This window comes from Flavobacterium sp. S87F.05.LMB.W.Kidney.N (genome assembly GCF_004366435.1).
Classification (GTDB): Bacteria; Bacteroidota; Bacteroidia; order Flavobacteriales; family Flavobacteriaceae; genus Flavobacterium.
In genome coordinates this window covers 118,236-135,362 of record NZ_SODX01000005.1, presented here as the reverse complement: position 1 = coordinate 135,362, position 17,127 = coordinate 118,236, and the positions used below count along the sequence as shown (strand labels likewise).

The following is a 17,127-nucleotide window of genomic DNA, read 5'->3' as shown; positions in this document are numbered from 1 at the left end:
TATTGGTTTTCATTTTTATTCTAAATTACTTAAAAATTTTATCTAAAAATCGTACGGTGTACGAAACTGTTTGTCCAAACCAAGGTTCGTAAAACCAAAACGAATGCGGCGAATCTGGAATTGTCTGCACTTCATTATAGATTTTATTCTCATTCAAAATTTTAATCATATCATTGCGTCCTGCATGGAATCTCGGAATGCTGCTGCAGATGTATAATATCGGCGGTGTATTTTTATCGGTATGAGTTAATGCAGAGGCATTTTTCCAGTTTTCTGGAGTTTCATCTGATTTTCCGCCAAGCCAAAAGGCAGCCATATCTCCTTCTGATGATTCTGGATGTTTGAATGCTAATACTCCATCTACATCGACAATCGCATTAACTTTTGATGAATGTTTACTTTTAAAAGTTTTATCTTCAAAAATCGGATTTTCATTTGTTGTTCCTATTAAAGCTGCCATTTGACCTCCTGACGAACAGCCTAAAACCGCAATTTTATTAGGATCTACATTAAATTTCCCTGCATTGTCTTTTATAAATCTGATTGCATTTTTTACATCAATTACACCCCTTGGATATTTGGCTTCCAGCGACAACCTATATTCTATGGCAAAACAAGAATACCCTTTTGATGCGATCTCTTTTCCTAAAAACTGCATTTGGTTTTTATTTCCAGATCTCCATCCTCCGCCATGAATCATTATTACGACTGGATTCTTTTTATTTTTGGTATTTACAAATGCATCAAAATGCAATGTCCTATCTTGTTCCTTATTATAAACCAAATCAAACATTTCTGTAACGTCTGGATTGGGCTTAATTTCTGGAATTGTGATAAAAGGATATTTCTTAATCAATTTAGTAAAAGTGCTTTTAATTGTATAAGACGTATCAATCTTGTACTGCTGGCTTTGAACTGCAATTACATAAAAAAATACTATTAAAATTAATCTCACTTTCTGCATTTCAATTCTTAATTTAAGTTAAGGAAAGAGCTTGACAAATAGTCAAACTCTTTCTTAACTACTTCAAAAAAACAATATTCTCAAAAAACTAAAAAAATTACTAATAACCAGGATTTTGAGGAAAATCTTTATTTTGGTTTAAATCTAAAGCAGATTGTGGTATTGGTCTTAAAATTTTAAGTTTGCCGTCAACACCAACAAAATTTGCTTCTTTTATTTTATAATTATGAGCTGAAGCTCTCGCTACCAAAGTTCCAGTACGCTTTAAATCGAACCAGCGTTTGTATTCTCCTAATAACTCTCTTCCTCTTTCGTCTAAGATATAGTCGATATTAAATTGAGCTAAAGTTGCATTGGCTACTCCTGCTCTTCTGCGCACTTCGTTTAAACGATCTAATCCAGTTCCCGGATTTCCAGCTTTTAAATAGGCTTCAGCAGCTACAAGATAAGTTTCTCCCAATCTTGCTACAATGATATCTCTTGTACTTACAGGTCCTGTGCTAGAAGGAGTAGTTGGGTCGGGATCATCAAATTTCTTAACTGGAATAGTGTAGCAGTCTAAGTTTTTAATTAACGTATGTGCTGCAGAGTATTCTCCCCAAGGATGGTACACAAATGTTGAAGCTAACCTAGAAGCATTTGCTGCCATCCAAGCTGTTTTATCTGCTGGAGTAAACCATTTTGGCTCGTAAAAATGTCTCACTTTTAATGAAGCTGGGTTTGAACTTCTGTAATACGGATAATATAAAATAGTTTTTGTAACGCCGTTTGTTGTTTCAGGCCCTTCTAAAATTTCTGTCATAAAAGTAGCATTCCATCTTGCATCACCTTTTTCGTATAAACCTAGTGCATAATCTGTAGGACATAAATTGTAACTTCTTAGTGGCGCTCCAGTTTCTGCCCCTCCTAAATAAGAACTGAAATAGTAAAACTGGTTGTTACCCAATTTCGTCGGATCTGTACTAGTTGAAGCTTTGTCGTACTGTACAGAAAAAATCGTTTCTGCATTTAAATCATTTCCTGGTTTAAATAGCTGATCGAAAGCGATAGCTAAAGTCTGTCCTGCGATTGCAGCATCGGCATAAGCGGCAGCTTTTGAAAAATCATCCGCTTTACCAAAAGTTTCATATCCTCTTGTTAAATATACTTTTGCTAATAAATCGTTTACAGCTCTTTTGTTGACTTTTCCAGATGTGCTGTAAGCAGCAGTTCCAACATTAGCTAAAGCAAAATCTAAATCTGAAATAATTTGTTCGTATACTTCTTCTGCACTGTTTCTTGTAAAAGATAAAACTGGGCTTGTAATATTCTCGCTTACAATTGGCACACCACCATAAGTTTGAACTAATAGAAAATAAGCCTGAGCTCTTAAAAATCTAGCTTCACCTAAAAGCGTATTTAAATTAGAAGTTTGCTCGGTCACAGTTGAATAATAAATTGCTTTATTCACTGATTGAATTAACTGATAACAAGGTCTGTACAAATCGGCAACATTGTCTGAGGACGGAATTAAAAGCGTATACTGGCTCAAACCTGCTGGTTCTGGAGTTCTTCCTTCTGCATACATATCAGTTCCTGCTTCAAAAAGCCATGGATTTCCTCCGTAAATACTTTTAAGCCAAGCATAGTTTGTGTTTATTAGTAACTGAAAACCTGCCGCTGTTTTATAAGTTCCATCAGCTGGAACATTTGACAAACTTTCTTCTTCGATATAATTACTGCAAGAACTTAAGATTCCTGCAATGATTCCTAATATTATGATGAATTTTTTCATTTGATATCCTTATTAAAATTTAACACTTAATCCTAATTGTGTAGTCACTGATGCTGGACGGTTTACTCCAAAGGCAGCACCAGCCCATTCAGGATCATATCCATCAAAATCTGTAAATACAAATGGGTCTAAAACATTCACGTAAATTCTTAAATTACTTATTTTAAGCCTTTTCAATAATTCAGAATCTAATGTGTATCCTAAAGATATATTTTTAATTTTTACGTAAGAAACGTCTCTGTAGTACCCAAATAAAGAAGTCCAATAAGCTCCAGCTCCAGTAGCTACCGGCCCTGGTCTTGGGTTTGTATTATTTGCATTAGCCTCAATTCCTGTCCCGTTTGTCGGAATAAAGTAATCCATTGCTAATTTCTGACGTCCACGGTCGCTCACATCAGCAAAGTTTTGATGGAAAGTACTTAAAACTGTTTGTCCTTGGCTCGTTAAAACTGAGAAATTGAAATCAAAATTACCAACGGTCAATTTAGAATATAAACTTCCCTGCCAGTCTGGATTAGCATTTCCGATTACAGTTCTATCATCTTGATTGAATTTACCGTCATTGTTCAAATCCTTTGGTCTTGCTTGTCCTGGAGCCATTCCGTATGACGCAGCTTGTGCAGCTTCGCTTTCCTGCCAAACTCCGTCATAAACGTAATTGTAGTTTGGATTTAATTCAGATCCTAAAATTAATTTGTTTCCAATATCACTTACTTGATCCTGATTGTAAATTGACTCTAATTTATTTACGTTTTTAGTAAACGTGAAAGTAGTTTCCCAATTTACATTTTTGCTTTTGATATTTTTTGTAGTTAAAAGAACTTCTACCCCTTTATTACTAACAGATCCAACGTTAGAAAATGTATTTTTATAACCTGTTTCAAGAGGCAGTTCTTGCTTATAAATTAATTTATCTGATAATCTGTCATAAACATCTACAGAACCTGTGATTCTGTTATTTAAGAATCCGTAATCAAGACCAAAGTTTAACTCTCGTGTTTTTTCCCAAGTTAAGTTTTGATTCGCTAAATTTTCAGACTGCCAGCCTGATACTACATTAGCTCCATTTGCATAAAAAGTCTGCTGATTCAATAAAGCCTGAGAAGTATAAGGTGCAACGTTGTCGTTACCTGTATAACCTAAACTTGCGCGAAGTTTTAAATCTGAAATAACTGAGCTATTTACTAAGAAAGATTCTTTGCTAATTTTCCATCCTAAAGCTACAGAAGGGAAACTCTGCCATTTATTACCTTCAGATAAAACAGAAGAACCATCCCATCTTGTAGAAGCTGTTAAAAGATATTTGTCTTTAAATGTATAATTTAAACGAACTGCATAAGAACTTAAAGTGTTCTTTTGATATCCAGAACTTATGTTATAACTCGTCTGAACTCCAGATCCCATATTATTTGATCCAACATCAAAAGGCTGATTGTTAGAATATAAATAAGACGTTTCATCAACATTTGAATACAAACTCTGTAATAATAAAACACTAAAATCGTGTACTTCTTTAAATGTGTGTTTTAAATCGATCTGGTTATCCCAAGTGTAGTTAAAGTTGTTGAAGTTTTTAATTGATGCAGAATTTTTTCCGTTTAAGGTTACACCTGCATTGGTCTGCGCTTTATAAGCTGTACTGGTAACAGTGTTTTCGATACCTCCTGCAAATGTTGTTTTAAACGAAAGCCATTTTAAAGGCTGGTATTGGAAGAAAACATTTCCAACTGTCTGCCATGTTTTTTCTGTTTGAGATGAATTGGCAATTTCCATTAATGGGTTTACAGTACTGGTTTTGTTTATTGCCCATGAACCATCTGGATAAGTTAATTTTCCTGGAAGGAAAAACAGTGTTCCTACTTTCTCATTTCCTTGTGCATCTACAGCCCAAGGCGACATCAGCGGACTTAATCTGAAAGCGTCTTGCATTGCTAAATCACTTCCTAATTGTGTATCAAGGCGTGCAACAGTAATGTTGGCCCCAGTAGTAAATTTATCATTGATTTTATGGTTCAATCCTAGTTTAAAAGAATATTTATCAGTCGAATCATTTTCGATAAGCCCTTCATCGCTTTGAACACCAAATCCTAAATTATAGCTCAAACCAGAATCTGAACGTCCTGTAACATTTAAATAATTGTTTTGAGTCATACCTGGTTTAAGAACAGCATCTGTCCAGTCAAAATTGTAACCGTTGTTAGCGCGGGAAACTAATAATGGACTTTGATTTCCTGCTAAAGCTGCTAATTGCGCAGGCGTTTGTGTTTGAGGTGTTGCACTCATATAGGCAACCTGATGAAATTTCCACCATTCTGCTCCGTTCATCATTTTTGGCATTCTCACGGCAGTTTTATTACCATAAGAAGTATCAAAAGTTACGTTGATTCCAGATTTTACATTTGCACCGCTTTTTGTTGTTACGATAATAACACCGCTAGCTCCTCGCGAACCATAAATTGCAGCCGAAGAGGCATCTTTTAAAACATCCATTCTAGAAATATCCTGCGGATTCAAAAAGTCAATATTATCAACTGGAACACCATCTACGATATATAATGGTGATGATCCAACTAATGAATTATTTCCTCTGATTACCACTTTGTATCCGTCTCCTGCACGTCCTGAAGCAGATGAAATCTGAACCCCTGGTGTACTTCCTTGAATTGCCTCTAATGGGCTTGTAGTATTTCTTTCCGTAATAGTTGCAGCACTGATTGTACTAATAGATCCTGTTAAATCAGTTTTTTTAACAGAGCCATAACCAACCACAACAACTTCATTTAGAGAGTTGGATTGTTCTGCAAGACTTACGTTAATTTTAGATTTTCCGGCAATACTAACTTCTTGCGTTTGAAAGCCTAAATAACTAATAACCAAAGTGGCTTTTGGATTAGTTACATTCATTTTAAAACTTCCTTCAAAATCTGTTGAAGTTCCGTTTTTAGTTCCTTTTTCCTGAATATTTACTCCAGGAAGTGATAGTCCCGCGGCATCGGTAATTTTTCCTTCAATTAGTACTGACTGTGCATTTGTTGTATTACACAGCAGTAAATTCAGGAAAAATAAAAATACAAAGCTGTATTTTTCTTTTTTCTTTGATAGTTTTTTAAAATTCATAGTCTGGTTTAAAGTTTGGTTAATTGATAGTGTTTAGTGTTTAATTGATTCTACTTTTTTCTCATTGATGTAGGTATTTATAAAATTTATGTTTTTTACGTTTTTTAATAAATAAACAGAATCTACTTTCTGAATTTTCACGTTTTTAAGGGTAATATTTTCCACTGGAGATGCTGCATATCCTTCTGCCCAAACGCTGTATTTGCCACCGTTTTTCACATTTACGTTTTCTAAACTTACATTTCTAATGGTTGGAATAAAATTCCCAGTTTGTGATCCGTATACATTATAAAACATGTTTAATTTTAAAACACATTCTTTAACAGTGCCGACTTCAAGATTTCTAACAAAAATATCTTCGATAATGCCACCCCTTTTAGAGTTGGTTTTGATACGAATGGCGCGATCCAGATTGGGACTGTCCATTACACAATTTTCAACAAATACATTATTTACACCTGCAGAAATTTCACTCCCAATAACAACACCGCCATGGCCGTCGATCATTTTACAGTTTTGCACAATTATATTTTTACTCGGAATTGCCACTCTTCTTCCATCCGCATCGCGGCCGGATTTTATTGCAATACAATCGTCGCCAGTATTAAAAGTGCAGTTTTTAATTACAATATTTTGAGAATACTCAGGATCACAGCCGTCATTATTAGGTCCATGGCTGTTAACCGTTACGCCATCAATAATCATGTTATTTGTCTTAATTGGATGCAAAATCCAAAAAGGAGAATTTATGATTGTAACATCTTTGATTAATGCGGTATTGCATTCAAAAAACTCAATGAAATTTGGACGAAGATATCTTCCTTCACCAAAAATGCGTTCGGCAACAGGAACTCCCTTTTCAGCCATATCGACCAATACTTCACGGTTTGTCGGATCATTTTGAGACGGAATCCCTTTTTTCCAGCCGTAATTTTTTCCGCCAGACCAAATCCACCAATTGGTGCTGTCAGCCTGACCGTTTAAAGTACCTTTTCCAGTTACAGCAATATTGGTTTTGTTCTTTGCATAAATAAGAGGAGAGTAATTCATTACTTCTGTTCCCTCCCAAGAGGTATGAACGATTGGATAATCTTTAGGATTTAAACTAAAAAGAATCTCAGCGTGATCTTCTAAATGCAGGTTCACATTACTTTCTAAGTGTATAGCTCCAGTTAGATATTTTCCATGTGGAACCAAAACCTGCCCGCCTCCGTTTGCCGCACATTCTTTTATTGCTTTTTGAAAAGCTTCCGTATTAAGCGTTTTTCCATCTGCAACAGCACCAAAATCATTTATATTGTATACTTTATCCAAAAAATGTGTTTGTGGAATACTTTTTAAAACCAAATCCACTTTTTTCCACGGATTCGATGCATTAGAAGAAACAGAAGAGGTTCTCTTTGCGCATGATACCGCCACTACAGTAAAAGCAGTTAAAAATACAATCCAATTAAATGTGAGGTTTTTAGGAGGAATCATTTAGTCGTATTTTCTTGTTTAAAGTCGAAAACGCAAGCAATTGTGTAATCGATTACACGAAAGTAGAAAAATTGTTCTAAGACACCAAATTAATTTAGAAAAAAATTATATATTTAATTTTTATTATAAAATATAATTACATTTAATTTAAAAAAACACATAATTTATTATCATTGTAAAATATAAAACGTTTTAGTTATTAATTATGGTAATCGATAACATTTTATATTGCGTAATAAAAAAAAATGTATTTTTGTCTAAAATAATCCGATAAAACTTTTTTTAATGAGTGAAAAAGTAACTATTTACGATATTGCTGAAAAACTAAATATCACTGCTGCAACAGTTTCTAGAGCACTAAATAACAATCCTAAAATTAAGGAGGCTACACGTGAACTGGTGATTAAAACCGCAGCGGCGATGAACTATAAGCAGAACAAATTGGCGCTGGCTTTAAAAAGTGGTCGAAGTAATAATATCGGAGTTATTGTACCGCGTATTGACAGCAATTTCTTTGCCTCTGTTATCAGGGGAATTGAAGAAGAACTTTATCCTCATGGCTATCAAGTTATTATCTGTCAAACACATGAAAGCATTAAGAGAGAGAATGAAAACCTTCATACGCTTGTAGATGCGCAGGTTGACGGAATTATGATGTCTGTAACTGGCGTTTCTGATGAAAATGACAGCGCTTTTAGAAATGTATTAGAAAAAAATGTACCGCTGATATTTTTTGACAGGAGCAAACATATTGATGGTGTAAGCTCTGTCACTATTAACGACTTTAAAGGAGGTTATTTAGCCACTAAACATTTGATTGATGAAGGCTGTAGAAATATTGCTCACTTTTCTGGAGATCAATCGCTGGACATCTTTAAAAACCGTTTTTTAGGATACAAACAAGCCTTACTTGATAACGGAATAGAGTTTAATGAAAAATATGTTATTTACACCAAAAGTGCTGTCGATGCTGGAAAAGAAGCTGTGGATAAACTTTTGCAATTAGAAACTCCTCCCGATGCTATATTTTCTTCGAGTGATTTTGCTGCATTAGGAGCTATTCAAGAATTAAAAGAGCGCAATATCAATATCCCAAACGATTTTTGTGTGGCTGGTTTTAGTAATGAGCCTTTTACAAAATTCATGGAATTATCTATCACATCTGTAGATCAGTCACCATTGGAAATGGGAAGAATGTCTGCCCGCGTTTTCTTAGAACAAGTCGATAAAACAGATACTATTAAAATCGAAAAAAAGGTGGTTCTTGCACCAGAATTACATATTCGTAAATCTTCTACCAAAACTAATTTTTAATTTTTTTCCCTATATAAGTTATATAAGCTCATTTTAGAATGGGCTTTTTTTATGCAAGCTTTCGGAGAAGCAAAATATTTCTAGGAAAGAATAAACATTCACAGCAGCTCCAGAGGAGCGACATAAATCTAGGCCGTAGAAAAATATGTCGCTCCTCTGGAGCTTCTTTTGTTTGTCATATTGTAATGCTATAAAAATTTTGCTCCACTGGAGCTTTCTCTACGGATAAACCTAACAAAAAAAAGACGCACTATATTGTGCGTCTTCTATATAAACCTTTGTCACTTTGCTCCTTAGTACCTTAGTACCTAAAAACTTAAAGCGAAACCCCTCTTTTCCAAGGAATAAAATCGTTCTGATTTAATATTGCAGCTTTAGTTTTAATGTTACCGCTGGCAACATCAATAATAAATTCTAACATTTCGTCAGCCATTTCGTCAATTGATTTTTCTCCAGTGATAATTCCACCAGTATCAATATCGATAATATCAGACATTTTATTCGCTAACTGCGTGTTTGATGAAATTTTTACAACTGGTGCAATTGGGTTTCCTGTCGGAGTTCCTAAACCTGTTGTAAACAATACCATATTAGCTCCAGAACCTACCATTGCAGTTGTACATTCCACATCGTTTCCAGGAGTACATAACAATGTAAATCCTGCTTCATTAATATATTCTCCATAATCGTAAACCCCTACAATTGGTGAAGTCCCTCCTTTTTTAGCCGCACCAGCCGATTTCATTGCATCTGTAATTAAACCGTCTTTGATGTTTCCGGGTGATGGATTCATGTCAAATCCTGAACCTGCATCTACAACTGTTTTTTCGTACCACTGCATTAAGTCTAAGAAACGTTTTCCATCTTTATCATCTACACAACGATTAACTAATTCCTGTTCTACGCCGCATAATTCTGGAAATTCAGAAAGAATTGTAGTTCCTCCCAAAGCAACTAAATGATCGGACAACACTCCCAACGTTGGGTTTGCAGAAATTCCAGAAAATCCGTCAGATCCACCGCACTCTAAACCAATTCTTAGTTTAGATAATGGAGCTGGTTGTCTTTTTATTTCATTTGCTTTTTTTATCGCTTCAAAAGTATCTTTTACAACACTGCTCAACATGGTTTCAATTGTTCCAATAGACTGCTGATCGTAAATTAAAACAGGTTTTTTACTGTTTGGATTTATAGCATCTAAAGCTTCCTTGAAAATTGAAATTTGAAGATTCTGGCATCCTAAACTCAAAACAGTTGCTCCAGCCACGTTTGGATTATTTACATAACCAGCCAAAAGCTTCGCTAAACTGTGAGAATCCTGACGAATTCCACCGCATCCACCTTGATGTGTAATGAATTTAACTTCAATATTATTGAATAAGTTAGCATCGTTTGACGCTTCTTGATTTCCTGCTCCTCCAGTTTCTGATTTTACTAAAGAACGCAACAACAATTGATAATCGTTTTCTTTAGGCTTCATCAACTCTTTCTCAAAGATATCTTTTAAGATTTCGATGTTTCTGTTTTCACAAAAAACTAATGGAAAAAATAACCATACATTTTCTGTTCCAACCTGTCCATCTTCTCTATGATAGCCCTGCCACGTTCTATCTTTCCATTTATCAACATTTGGTGCATTCCAGCCAATAGTTTCTGTTTTACCAGTAACTTTATCACTTTCGTGTTTTACGTTTAAAGTAGAAAGCAATCCTCCTTTTTCGATTCTTGCACTAGCTTTTCCCACCAAAACACCGTACATAATGATTCTGTCTCCTACATTAAAAGGAACCATTGCAATCTTATTTTTCATTTTTACATCAGACTCAACAGTAATTGATTCTCCTTCAAAATCAATTACTTCGCCTGCTGTAAGATTTACCAAAGCTACCGCTACGTTATCAGTAGGATTAACTTTTATTAATTTTTTCTGCGTTGCCATAATTAACCTTTGTTCTTTGTTCTTTTTGTGTGTTTTTTTATTTGATTCTTTCTTGAAACTTAGCGAAGCCAGCTTCAATACCATTTGCATCTATTTCCTCTAATGCAATTGTAATTGCTTTTGTTAATCCAGGGATTTCTGTTAAATCTTCATCCCAGAAATTTTTATTTTGTAATGTTAAACGAGCGATTTTCTCATAATCATCAGATTTCCAAAGTCCGTTAAAGAAAGTTGTAATATCTTCACCATCTTTAACCGGTAAACTTTGACCATTCCATGTTCCTTTGTAGAAACGAATTAAACTTGCTAATGAAAAAGTCAAATTAACAGGCAGTTTTTTGTTAGCCTTATAATATCCTAATAAACTAGGCAAAACTCTTACTTTGAATTTCGATACAGAATTTAACGCAATATCAGCAAGTGCATGTTTGATAAATGGATTTTTAAATCGGTCCATTACTTCCTCAGAATAGGCTGTAATTTCATTTTTGTCCATATCAAGAGTTTCACTAATTTCACTAATAACGCTGTTTACAAATTTTCCAGTAAAGTCTCCATTAACAGTTTCCATTACTAGTTTATTACCATGTAAAAGTGAAAAAGGAACCATTGCCGTGTGCGCACCGTTTAAAATACGAACTTTAATCATTTTAAAAGGACGTATATCATCAACGATTTTTACATTCAAGTCTGTTTTATGAAATGGCAATTTTGCTTTTAAATCATCTCCACCTTCAATAGCCCAAAGGAAAAAAGGTTCAGCAGCAACAATTAAATTGTCCTCATAATCTAATTTATTATTGTATTCTTCAATTTCAGCTCTTGGATATCCAGGAACGATTCTGTCAACCAAAGTACTATGATACGTACAAGCATCTGATACCCAAGTTTTAAATGCATCTTCTAATTTCCATAAATCAACATATTGTAAAATATATTTTTTCAGTGTTTCAGAGTTATAATCAATTAATTCACAAGGAATTATTGTAACTCCTTTAGAAGCATCTCCATTAAAATGTTTAAATCTTTCATATAATAAAACCGTCAATTTTGCAGGAAATGACACTGGCGGCTGCATGTCTGGAGTATCACTTTCAATAAATTCAATTCCAGCTTCTGTAGTATTAGAAACAATAAACTGAAGTTCTTCTTCTTTGGCTAAAGCCAAATAATCTGCAAATTCAGTATAAGGGTTTATAGTTTTTACAATATTTGTAATTAACTCAATATCTTGTATTTTTTCACCTTTTTTAATTCCGTTCATAAATAAGGTATAAAGACCGTCCTGATCATTAATCATATTTACCATACCGTCTTTCAAAGGCTGAACTATTGCAATACCGGCATTAAAATCAACTTCTTTATTTAGTTTGTCAAAAGCATAATCAACAAAGGCTCTTAAAAAGTTACCCTCTCCAAACTGAACTACCTTAATTGGCTGTAACTTTTCTAATCCTGTATTTATTCTATTTAATTTTTTCATTTTAAATTTTCTTTAATGCGTTATAAATAACCATTTACAAACCTTATTTCTTTATTTCTGCCTTTTAAATTGTAAATGAAACATTACACCCGATTAGCAAAATAAAACCTGCTGTGAGGAATGGCGGGTAAAATTTTTCAAGCGTAATGTTCAATTACAATCTCTAAAAATCTAAAAAAAACTTATAAAATAAGGAGTTCGGCATGATTACCCCTTAATCTATTTTCTAATCTCTTTTATAATGTCAAGAACTTGACTGACTTTTGCAGTCAATCCGTCGAAGTCTTTATTTTCTAATATATCTTTTGAAATTAACTGCGAACCTAAACCAACGCAGGTTGCACCTGCATTTAACCATGAACTCAGACTTTCTTTAGTCGGGTAAACACCTCCTGTAGGCATGATGTTTGTCCACGGACACGGTCCTTTTATGGCTTTTATAAATTCTGGTCCGTAAATATCTGCTGGAAATAATTTTACAATTTCACAGCCTAATTCTTCTGCTCTCGCAATTTCTGTCAAAGTACCACAGCCAGGTGACCACAATACTTTTCTACGATTACAAGCGATAGCAATATCTTCTCTAAAAACTGGTGTTACAATAAAATTTGCACCTAAACTCATGTACAATGAAGCAGAAGCGGCATCTGTAATTGAGCCCACTCCTAAGATCATTCCTGGAAGTTCTGCCAAAGCATATTTGTTTAAAGCGCCAAAAACTTCGTGTGCAAAATCACCTCTGCTGGTAAATTCCATTAATCTAGAACCACCGTCGTAACATGCTTTTAAAACTTTTTTACTCAATTCGATATCAGAATGAAAAAACAACGGAACCATACCGTTTTCTTTCATTTGCGAAGCGACTTCAATTCTTGAATATTTTGCCATTTTTATTTTTTTATCTTGATACTAATGCAGAGCCATCACCATCAATCATATTTTCAACTTCTTTCAATGTAACCAAGTTGTAATCTCCTGCAATGGTATGTTTTAAACAACATGCTGCAACTGCAAAATCTAATGCTCTTTGGTTATTATTTTGATATTCCAGCAGACCATAAATTAATCCGCCCATAAATGCATCGCCGCTTCCTACACGGTCGACTACTGGAGTAACTTCTTTTACAGCTGCACTGTGAATTGCTTTTCCGTCAAACAAAATTCCGCCGATTCTTTGGTGAGAAGCACTTACAGAATAACGAAGTGTCGTAGCAGCGATTTCAAGGTTCGGAATAAATTCGAACAATTTTGTATATAAATTTGGAAGCGTTTTTTCGTCCTGATAATTCGGATTTACCTTAGGAATTCCCAACATAAAATACGCAGTATCAATATCTCCTAAAATAACATTACTGTATTTTAACATTTCTGGCATTACCTCGCTTGGAGTTTTGCCATACTGCCAAAGTTTTGATCTGTAATTTAAATCGCATGAAATTTTAATTCCCAATTTATGAGCGACTTTAATTGCTTCTAAACAAGCTTCTGCTGCACTTTCTGAAATCGCTGGTGTTATACCGCTCCAGTGAAACCATTCAGCTCCTTCTAAAACTTTTTCCCAGTCTACCTGCCCTTTTTCAATTGTTGACATGGCACTGTGTGCACGATCGTAAACAACATTGCTTCCGCGTGTTCCTGCTCCAGTTTCTAAGAAATAGATTCCTAAACGTTCTCCTCCGTAAACAATGTTTTTAGATTCAACGTTCATTTTTCGGATTTCTCTTAATGCAGAAAAACCAATTTCATTTTCTGGCAGTCTGGTAACAAATTCAGCATTAACTCCGTAATTTGCCAAAGAAACGCATACGTTAAATTCACCGCCGCCATACGTAGCACCAAATGCTGTAGATTGTGAAAAACGCAAATGTCTTTCTGTCGATAAACGCAGCATGATTTCTCCAAATGCAACTACTCTACTCATATTATATCTTTTTTGCCACTCCCGATAGCTATCGGAATTGTGAACTTTGCGGTTAACTTTTAATTAAAATTTGAAATATTCCTTAGCGTTGTTGTATGAAATATCAGCAACTAATTTTCCGATCCATTCCATGTCGTTTGGAAGTTCACCGCGTTTGATTTCATCTCCTAAAAGATTACATAAAATACGTCTGAAATATTCGTGTCTTGGGAACGATAAGAAACTTCTTGAGTCTGTAAGCATTCCAACAAAACAGCTGATTAATCCCATATTGGAAAGCGCGTTTAACTGCTTTGTCATTCCGTCTTTTTGATCTAAGAACCACCATCCGGAACCAAATTGTACTTTTCCGCGAACACTTCCGTCATTGAAATTTCCAATCATTGTTGCCATAACTTCGTTATCAGCCGGATTTAGGTTATAGATAATTGTTTTCGTCAATTTGTCTTTACTGTCTAACGCATTTAAGAAAGCAGATAATTTTTGTGCCTGCGGATAATCTCCAATAGAATCCCATCCTGTGTCTGGACCTAAAATTCTGTGCATACGGGCATTATTGTTACGCAATGCACCTAAGTGAAACTGCTGTACCCATCCAAATTCATGATAGGTTTCTGATAAGAATACTAAAATCGCACTTTGGAATTTCAAAGCTTCTTCTGGCGATAAAATTCTGTTTTCTCTTTTCTTTTTGAAAATTGCACTTACTTCATTTTCAGTAAATTCTTCAAAATCAATTTGATTTAAACCGTGGTCACTTAATTTACATCCGTTTGCATTAAAGAACTCAATTCTTTTTCTTAAGGCAGTTTGTAAATCAGCATAAGTATTAATTGCAAGTCCGGACACATCCCCTAATGTGTCCAGATATGCATTATAACCATCATTAGCAATTAAGATGGCTTTATCAGGTCTGAAAGCCGTACTCATTTTGATTCCAACTGAGTTGTTTGCGAATTTTTGGTGATATTCTAGTGAATCAATTGGATCTTCTGTAGTACAAACTAATTCAGCGTTTACTTTTTTAAGAAGATTCTGTGTGCTGTACGCCTGAGAATTTATTTTTTCTGAAGTTTCGATATAAATTTTCTCAGCCGATTTTTCATTTAGCAGATCATAAATATCAAAATAACGAGCTAATTCTAAATGTGTCCAGTGGTACAAAGGATTACGCATCGTGTACGGAACTGTTTTTGCCCAGTTTAAGAACTTATCTTTATCTGAACCATTTCCTGTTACAAACTGCTCGTTAATTCCTAATGTACGCATTGCACGCCACTTGTAATGATCGCCGTTGATCCATACATTTGTTATATTATCAAAAATCTTATCTTCTGCAATAAACTGCGGATTAAGATGATTGTGATAATCAATAATTGGCTGATTTTTAGAATAATTATGATATAACTCTTCAGCGTATTTATTTTCTAATAAAAAATTGTCATGTATGAATGTATTTGCGCTCATGTCTTTTAAAATATAATTTGAGAATTATTCTTCGTTTGAAGGTTTTCCAATTGTAGCAAGGATTCCACCGTCAACATACAAAATGTGACCGTTTACAAAATCACTCGCTTTTGATGATAAAAATATTGCCGCTCCGGCTAAATCACTTGGGTCTCCCCATTTTGCCGCTGGAGTTCTGCTAATAATAAAATCGTTAAACGGATGTCCGTCAACTCTAATTGGTTTTGTTTGTTCCGTTGCAAAATATCCTGGTCCGATTCCGTTGATCTGAACATTGTATTTTGCCCATTCTGTAGCCATGTTTTTAGTCAGCATTTTTAAACCGCCTTTTGCAGCAGCGTAAGCAGAAACTGTGCTGCGTCCTAATTCGCTCATCATAGAGCAAATGTTGATTATTTTTCCTTGTCTTCTTTCGATCATTCCTTTTGCAACATGCTTAGAAACGATAAACGGACTTACTAAATCAATATCAACCACTTCTCTAAAATCTGAAACTTCCATATCTAACAACGGAATTCTTTTGATGATTCCAGCATTGTTGATTAGGATATCGATTGGTCCAACTTCACTTTGGATTTTCTCAACAGCAGCCTTTACTTCTTGTTCATCTGTTACATTAAATTTATAACCCACAGCATTGATTCCTTCTTTTTGAAGTTCTGCCACGGCATCGTCAATTTTTTGCTGAGATGAATTTCCGTTCACTACAATTGTAGCCCCGGCTTCTCCAAGTCCTTTTGCCATTGCCATTCCCAGTCCGTGCGTACTTCCTGTAATAAGGGCAACTTTTCCTTTTATATCAAATAAGTTTGTCATATTCTTATCTTAAATCTGTGATTTTACAAACATCCATATCTCCGTAATCTAAATTTTCACCTGCCATTCCCCAGATAAAAGTATAATTGCTGGTTCCTGAACCTGAGTGAATAGACCAAGGCGGCGAAATTACTGCCTGATGGTTGTTCATCCAGATATGTCTTGTTTCTTGAGGCTGTCCCATAAAGTGACAAACAGCCTGATCTTGTGGAATATCTAAATAGAAATAAACTTCCATTCTACGATCGTGTACGTGAGCCGGCATTGTATTCCAAACACTTCCCGGTTTTAATTCTGTCATTCCCATTTGCAATTGGCATGTTGTAACAACACTTCCAATAATCATTTGGTTTACGGTACGGTGGTTAGCTGTTTCCATTGTTCCTAACTGCAGTTTATTCGCTTCCGCTAAACTTACTTTTTTAGTTGGGTAATTGGTATGAGCTGGAGCTGAATTCAGATAGAATTTAGCAGGACTACCTGCATCATCACTTTTAAAAATTACTTCTTTATTACCGCTTCCAATGTAAAGTGCATCTTTAAAACCTAATTCATAAGTTGTTCCTTCTACTATAACAGAACCGCTTCCTCCTACATTAATAATTCCAAGTTCTCTTCTTTCTAAAAAATAAGACGCTTTAAGTGGATCAATAGTTTCTAAAACCAAATCTCCTTTTACCGGAACTGCAGAACCTGCAATATATCTGTCGTAATGAGAATAAACCAATACCACTTCATCTTCCTGCATTAGGTCATCAATTAAGAATTCTTCTCTTAATTGTTGTGTATCATATTTTTTTACAGCTTTTGGGCTTGACGCGTATCGTGAACTATATTTTGTCATAATTTCTAT

At 34.7% G+C, this 17,127-nt stretch carries 12 protein-coding genes; 1 reads left to right on the top strand and 11 read right to left on the bottom strand.

The features are described from left to right. Positions 1 to 25 precede the first annotated feature (25 nt). The 4 genes from EDB96_RS16180 to EDB96_RS16165 form a co-directional block, all read right to left on the bottom strand. The gene (locus tag EDB96_RS16180) at positions 26 to 964 is read right to left on the bottom strand and encodes an alpha/beta hydrolase (protein WP_134141936.1); all 939 of its coding nucleotides are present in this window, start codon (positions 962 to 964) and stop codon (positions 26 to 28) included. Between the two features lie 100 nt (positions 965 to 1,064). Next, positions 1,065 to 2,738: a RagB/SusD family nutrient uptake outer membrane protein gene (locus EDB96_RS16175; protein WP_134141935.1), complete on the bottom strand. Its 1,674-nt coding sequence runs from the start codon at positions 2,736 to 2,738 to the stop codon at positions 1,065 to 1,067. 12 nt (positions 2,739 to 2,750) lie between these two features. Beyond that, positions 2,751 to 5,855, bottom strand: coding sequence for a SusC/RagA family TonB-linked outer membrane protein (locus EDB96_RS16170; protein ID WP_134141933.1), 3,105 nt, complete (start codon positions 5,853 to 5,855; stop codon positions 2,751 to 2,753). Between the two features lie 33 nt (positions 5,856 to 5,888). Continuing rightward, entirely contained in the window at positions 5,889 to 7,334 is a 1,446-nt protein-coding gene (locus EDB96_RS16165) for a glycoside hydrolase family 28 protein (RefSeq protein WP_134141932.1), read from the bottom strand. A 285-nt stretch (positions 7,335 to 7,619) separates the two neighbouring features. Here EDB96_RS16165 and EDB96_RS16160 point away from each other — a divergent pair, with 285 nt between their 5' ends. Beyond that, positions 7,620 to 8,648 carry a LacI family DNA-binding transcriptional regulator gene (locus EDB96_RS16160; RefSeq protein WP_057116185.1) on the top strand — a complete coding sequence of 343 codons (1,029 nt, stop codon included), beginning with the start codon at positions 7,620 to 7,622 and terminating at the stop codon, positions 8,646 to 8,648. A 316-nt stretch (positions 8,649 to 8,964) separates the two neighbouring features. Here the strand turns inward: EDB96_RS16160 and EDB96_RS16155 are convergent, their stop codons facing one another. From EDB96_RS16155 to kduI, 7 genes are all read right to left on the bottom strand, one after another. Further along, entirely contained in the window at positions 8,965 to 10,587 is a 1,623-nt protein-coding gene (locus EDB96_RS16155; RefSeq protein WP_134141931.1) for a UxaA family hydrolase, read from the bottom strand. Positions 10,588 to 10,624: 37 nt separating this feature from the next. Then, the gene (locus tag EDB96_RS16150; protein ID WP_134141930.1) at positions 10,625 to 12,070 is read right to left on the bottom strand and encodes a tagaturonate reductase; all 1,446 of its coding nucleotides are present in this window, start codon (positions 12,068 to 12,070) and stop codon (positions 10,625 to 10,627) included. Between the two features lie 219 nt (positions 12,071 to 12,289). Continuing rightward, positions 12,290 to 12,958: a bifunctional 4-hydroxy-2-oxoglutarate aldolase/2-dehydro-3-deoxy-phosphogluconate aldolase gene (locus EDB96_RS16145; protein WP_057116188.1), complete on the bottom strand. Its 669-nt coding sequence runs from the start codon at positions 12,956 to 12,958 to the stop codon at positions 12,290 to 12,292. 10 nt (positions 12,959 to 12,968) lie between these two features. Next, positions 12,969 to 13,991, bottom strand: coding sequence for a sugar kinase (locus tag EDB96_RS16140; RefSeq protein WP_134141929.1), 1,023 nt, complete (start codon positions 13,989 to 13,991; stop codon positions 12,969 to 12,971). A gap of 63 nt (positions 13,992 to 14,054) precedes the next feature. Then, positions 14,055 to 15,458 carry a glucuronate isomerase gene (gene uxaC / locus EDB96_RS16135; RefSeq protein WP_134141927.1) on the bottom strand — a complete coding sequence of 468 codons (1,404 nt, stop codon included), beginning with the start codon at positions 15,456 to 15,458 and terminating at the stop codon, positions 14,055 to 14,057. A gap of 24 nt (positions 15,459 to 15,482) precedes the next feature. After that, on the bottom strand, positions 15,483 to 16,274 hold the full coding sequence (locus tag EDB96_RS16130) for a gluconate 5-dehydrogenase (RefSeq protein ID WP_057116191.1): 792 nt from the start codon (positions 16,272 to 16,274) through the stop codon (positions 15,483 to 15,485). 4 nt (positions 16,275 to 16,278) lie between these two features. Next, positions 16,279 to 17,118, bottom strand: coding sequence for a 5-dehydro-4-deoxy-D-glucuronate isomerase (gene kduI, locus EDB96_RS16125; RefSeq protein ID WP_134141926.1), 840 nt, complete (start codon positions 17,116 to 17,118; stop codon positions 16,279 to 16,281). Positions 17,119 to 17,127: the final 9 nt, after the last annotated feature.

Bases quoted from the DNA above. Each gene is read 5' to 3' on its own strand.
- EDB96_RS16180 (WP_134141936.1), bottom strand. From the start codon at position 964: ATGCAGAAAGTGAGATTAATTTTAATAGTATTTTTTTATGTAATTGCA.
- EDB96_RS16175 (WP_134141935.1), bottom strand. From the start codon at position 2,738: ATGAAAAAATTCATCATAATATTAGGAATCATTGCAGGAATCTTAAGT.
- EDB96_RS16170 (WP_134141933.1), bottom strand. From the start codon at position 5,855: ATGAATTTTAAAAAACTATCAAAGAAAAAAGAAAAATACAGCTTTGTA.
- EDB96_RS16165 (WP_134141932.1), bottom strand. From the start codon at position 7,334: ATGATTCCTCCTAAAAACCTCACATTTAATTGGATTGTATTTTTAACT.
- EDB96_RS16160 (WP_057116185.1), top strand. From the start codon at position 7,620: ATGAGTGAAAAAGTAACTATTTACGATATTGCTGAAAAACTAAATATC.
- EDB96_RS16155 (WP_134141931.1), bottom strand. From the start codon at position 10,587: ATGGCAACGCAGAAAAAATTAATAAAAGTTAATCCTACTGATAACGTA.
- EDB96_RS16150 (WP_134141930.1), bottom strand. From the start codon at position 12,070: ATGAAAAAATTAAATAGAATAAATACAGGATTAGAAAAGTTACAGCCA.
- EDB96_RS16145 (WP_057116188.1), bottom strand. From the start codon at position 12,958: ATGGCAAAATATTCAAGAATTGAAGTCGCTTCGCAAATGAAAGAAAAC.
- EDB96_RS16140 (WP_134141929.1), bottom strand. From the start codon at position 13,991: ATGAGTAGAGTAGTTGCATTTGGAGAAATCATGCTGCGTTTATCGACA.
- uxaC (WP_134141927.1), bottom strand. From the start codon at position 15,458: ATGAGCGCAAATACATTCATACATGACAATTTTTTATTAGAAAATAAA.
- EDB96_RS16130 (WP_057116191.1), bottom strand. From the start codon at position 16,274: ATGACAAACTTATTTGATATAAAAGGAAAAGTTGCCCTTATTACAGGA.
- kduI (WP_134141926.1), bottom strand. From the start codon at position 17,118: ATGACAAAATATAGTTCACGATACGCGTCAAGCCCAAAAGCTGTAAAA.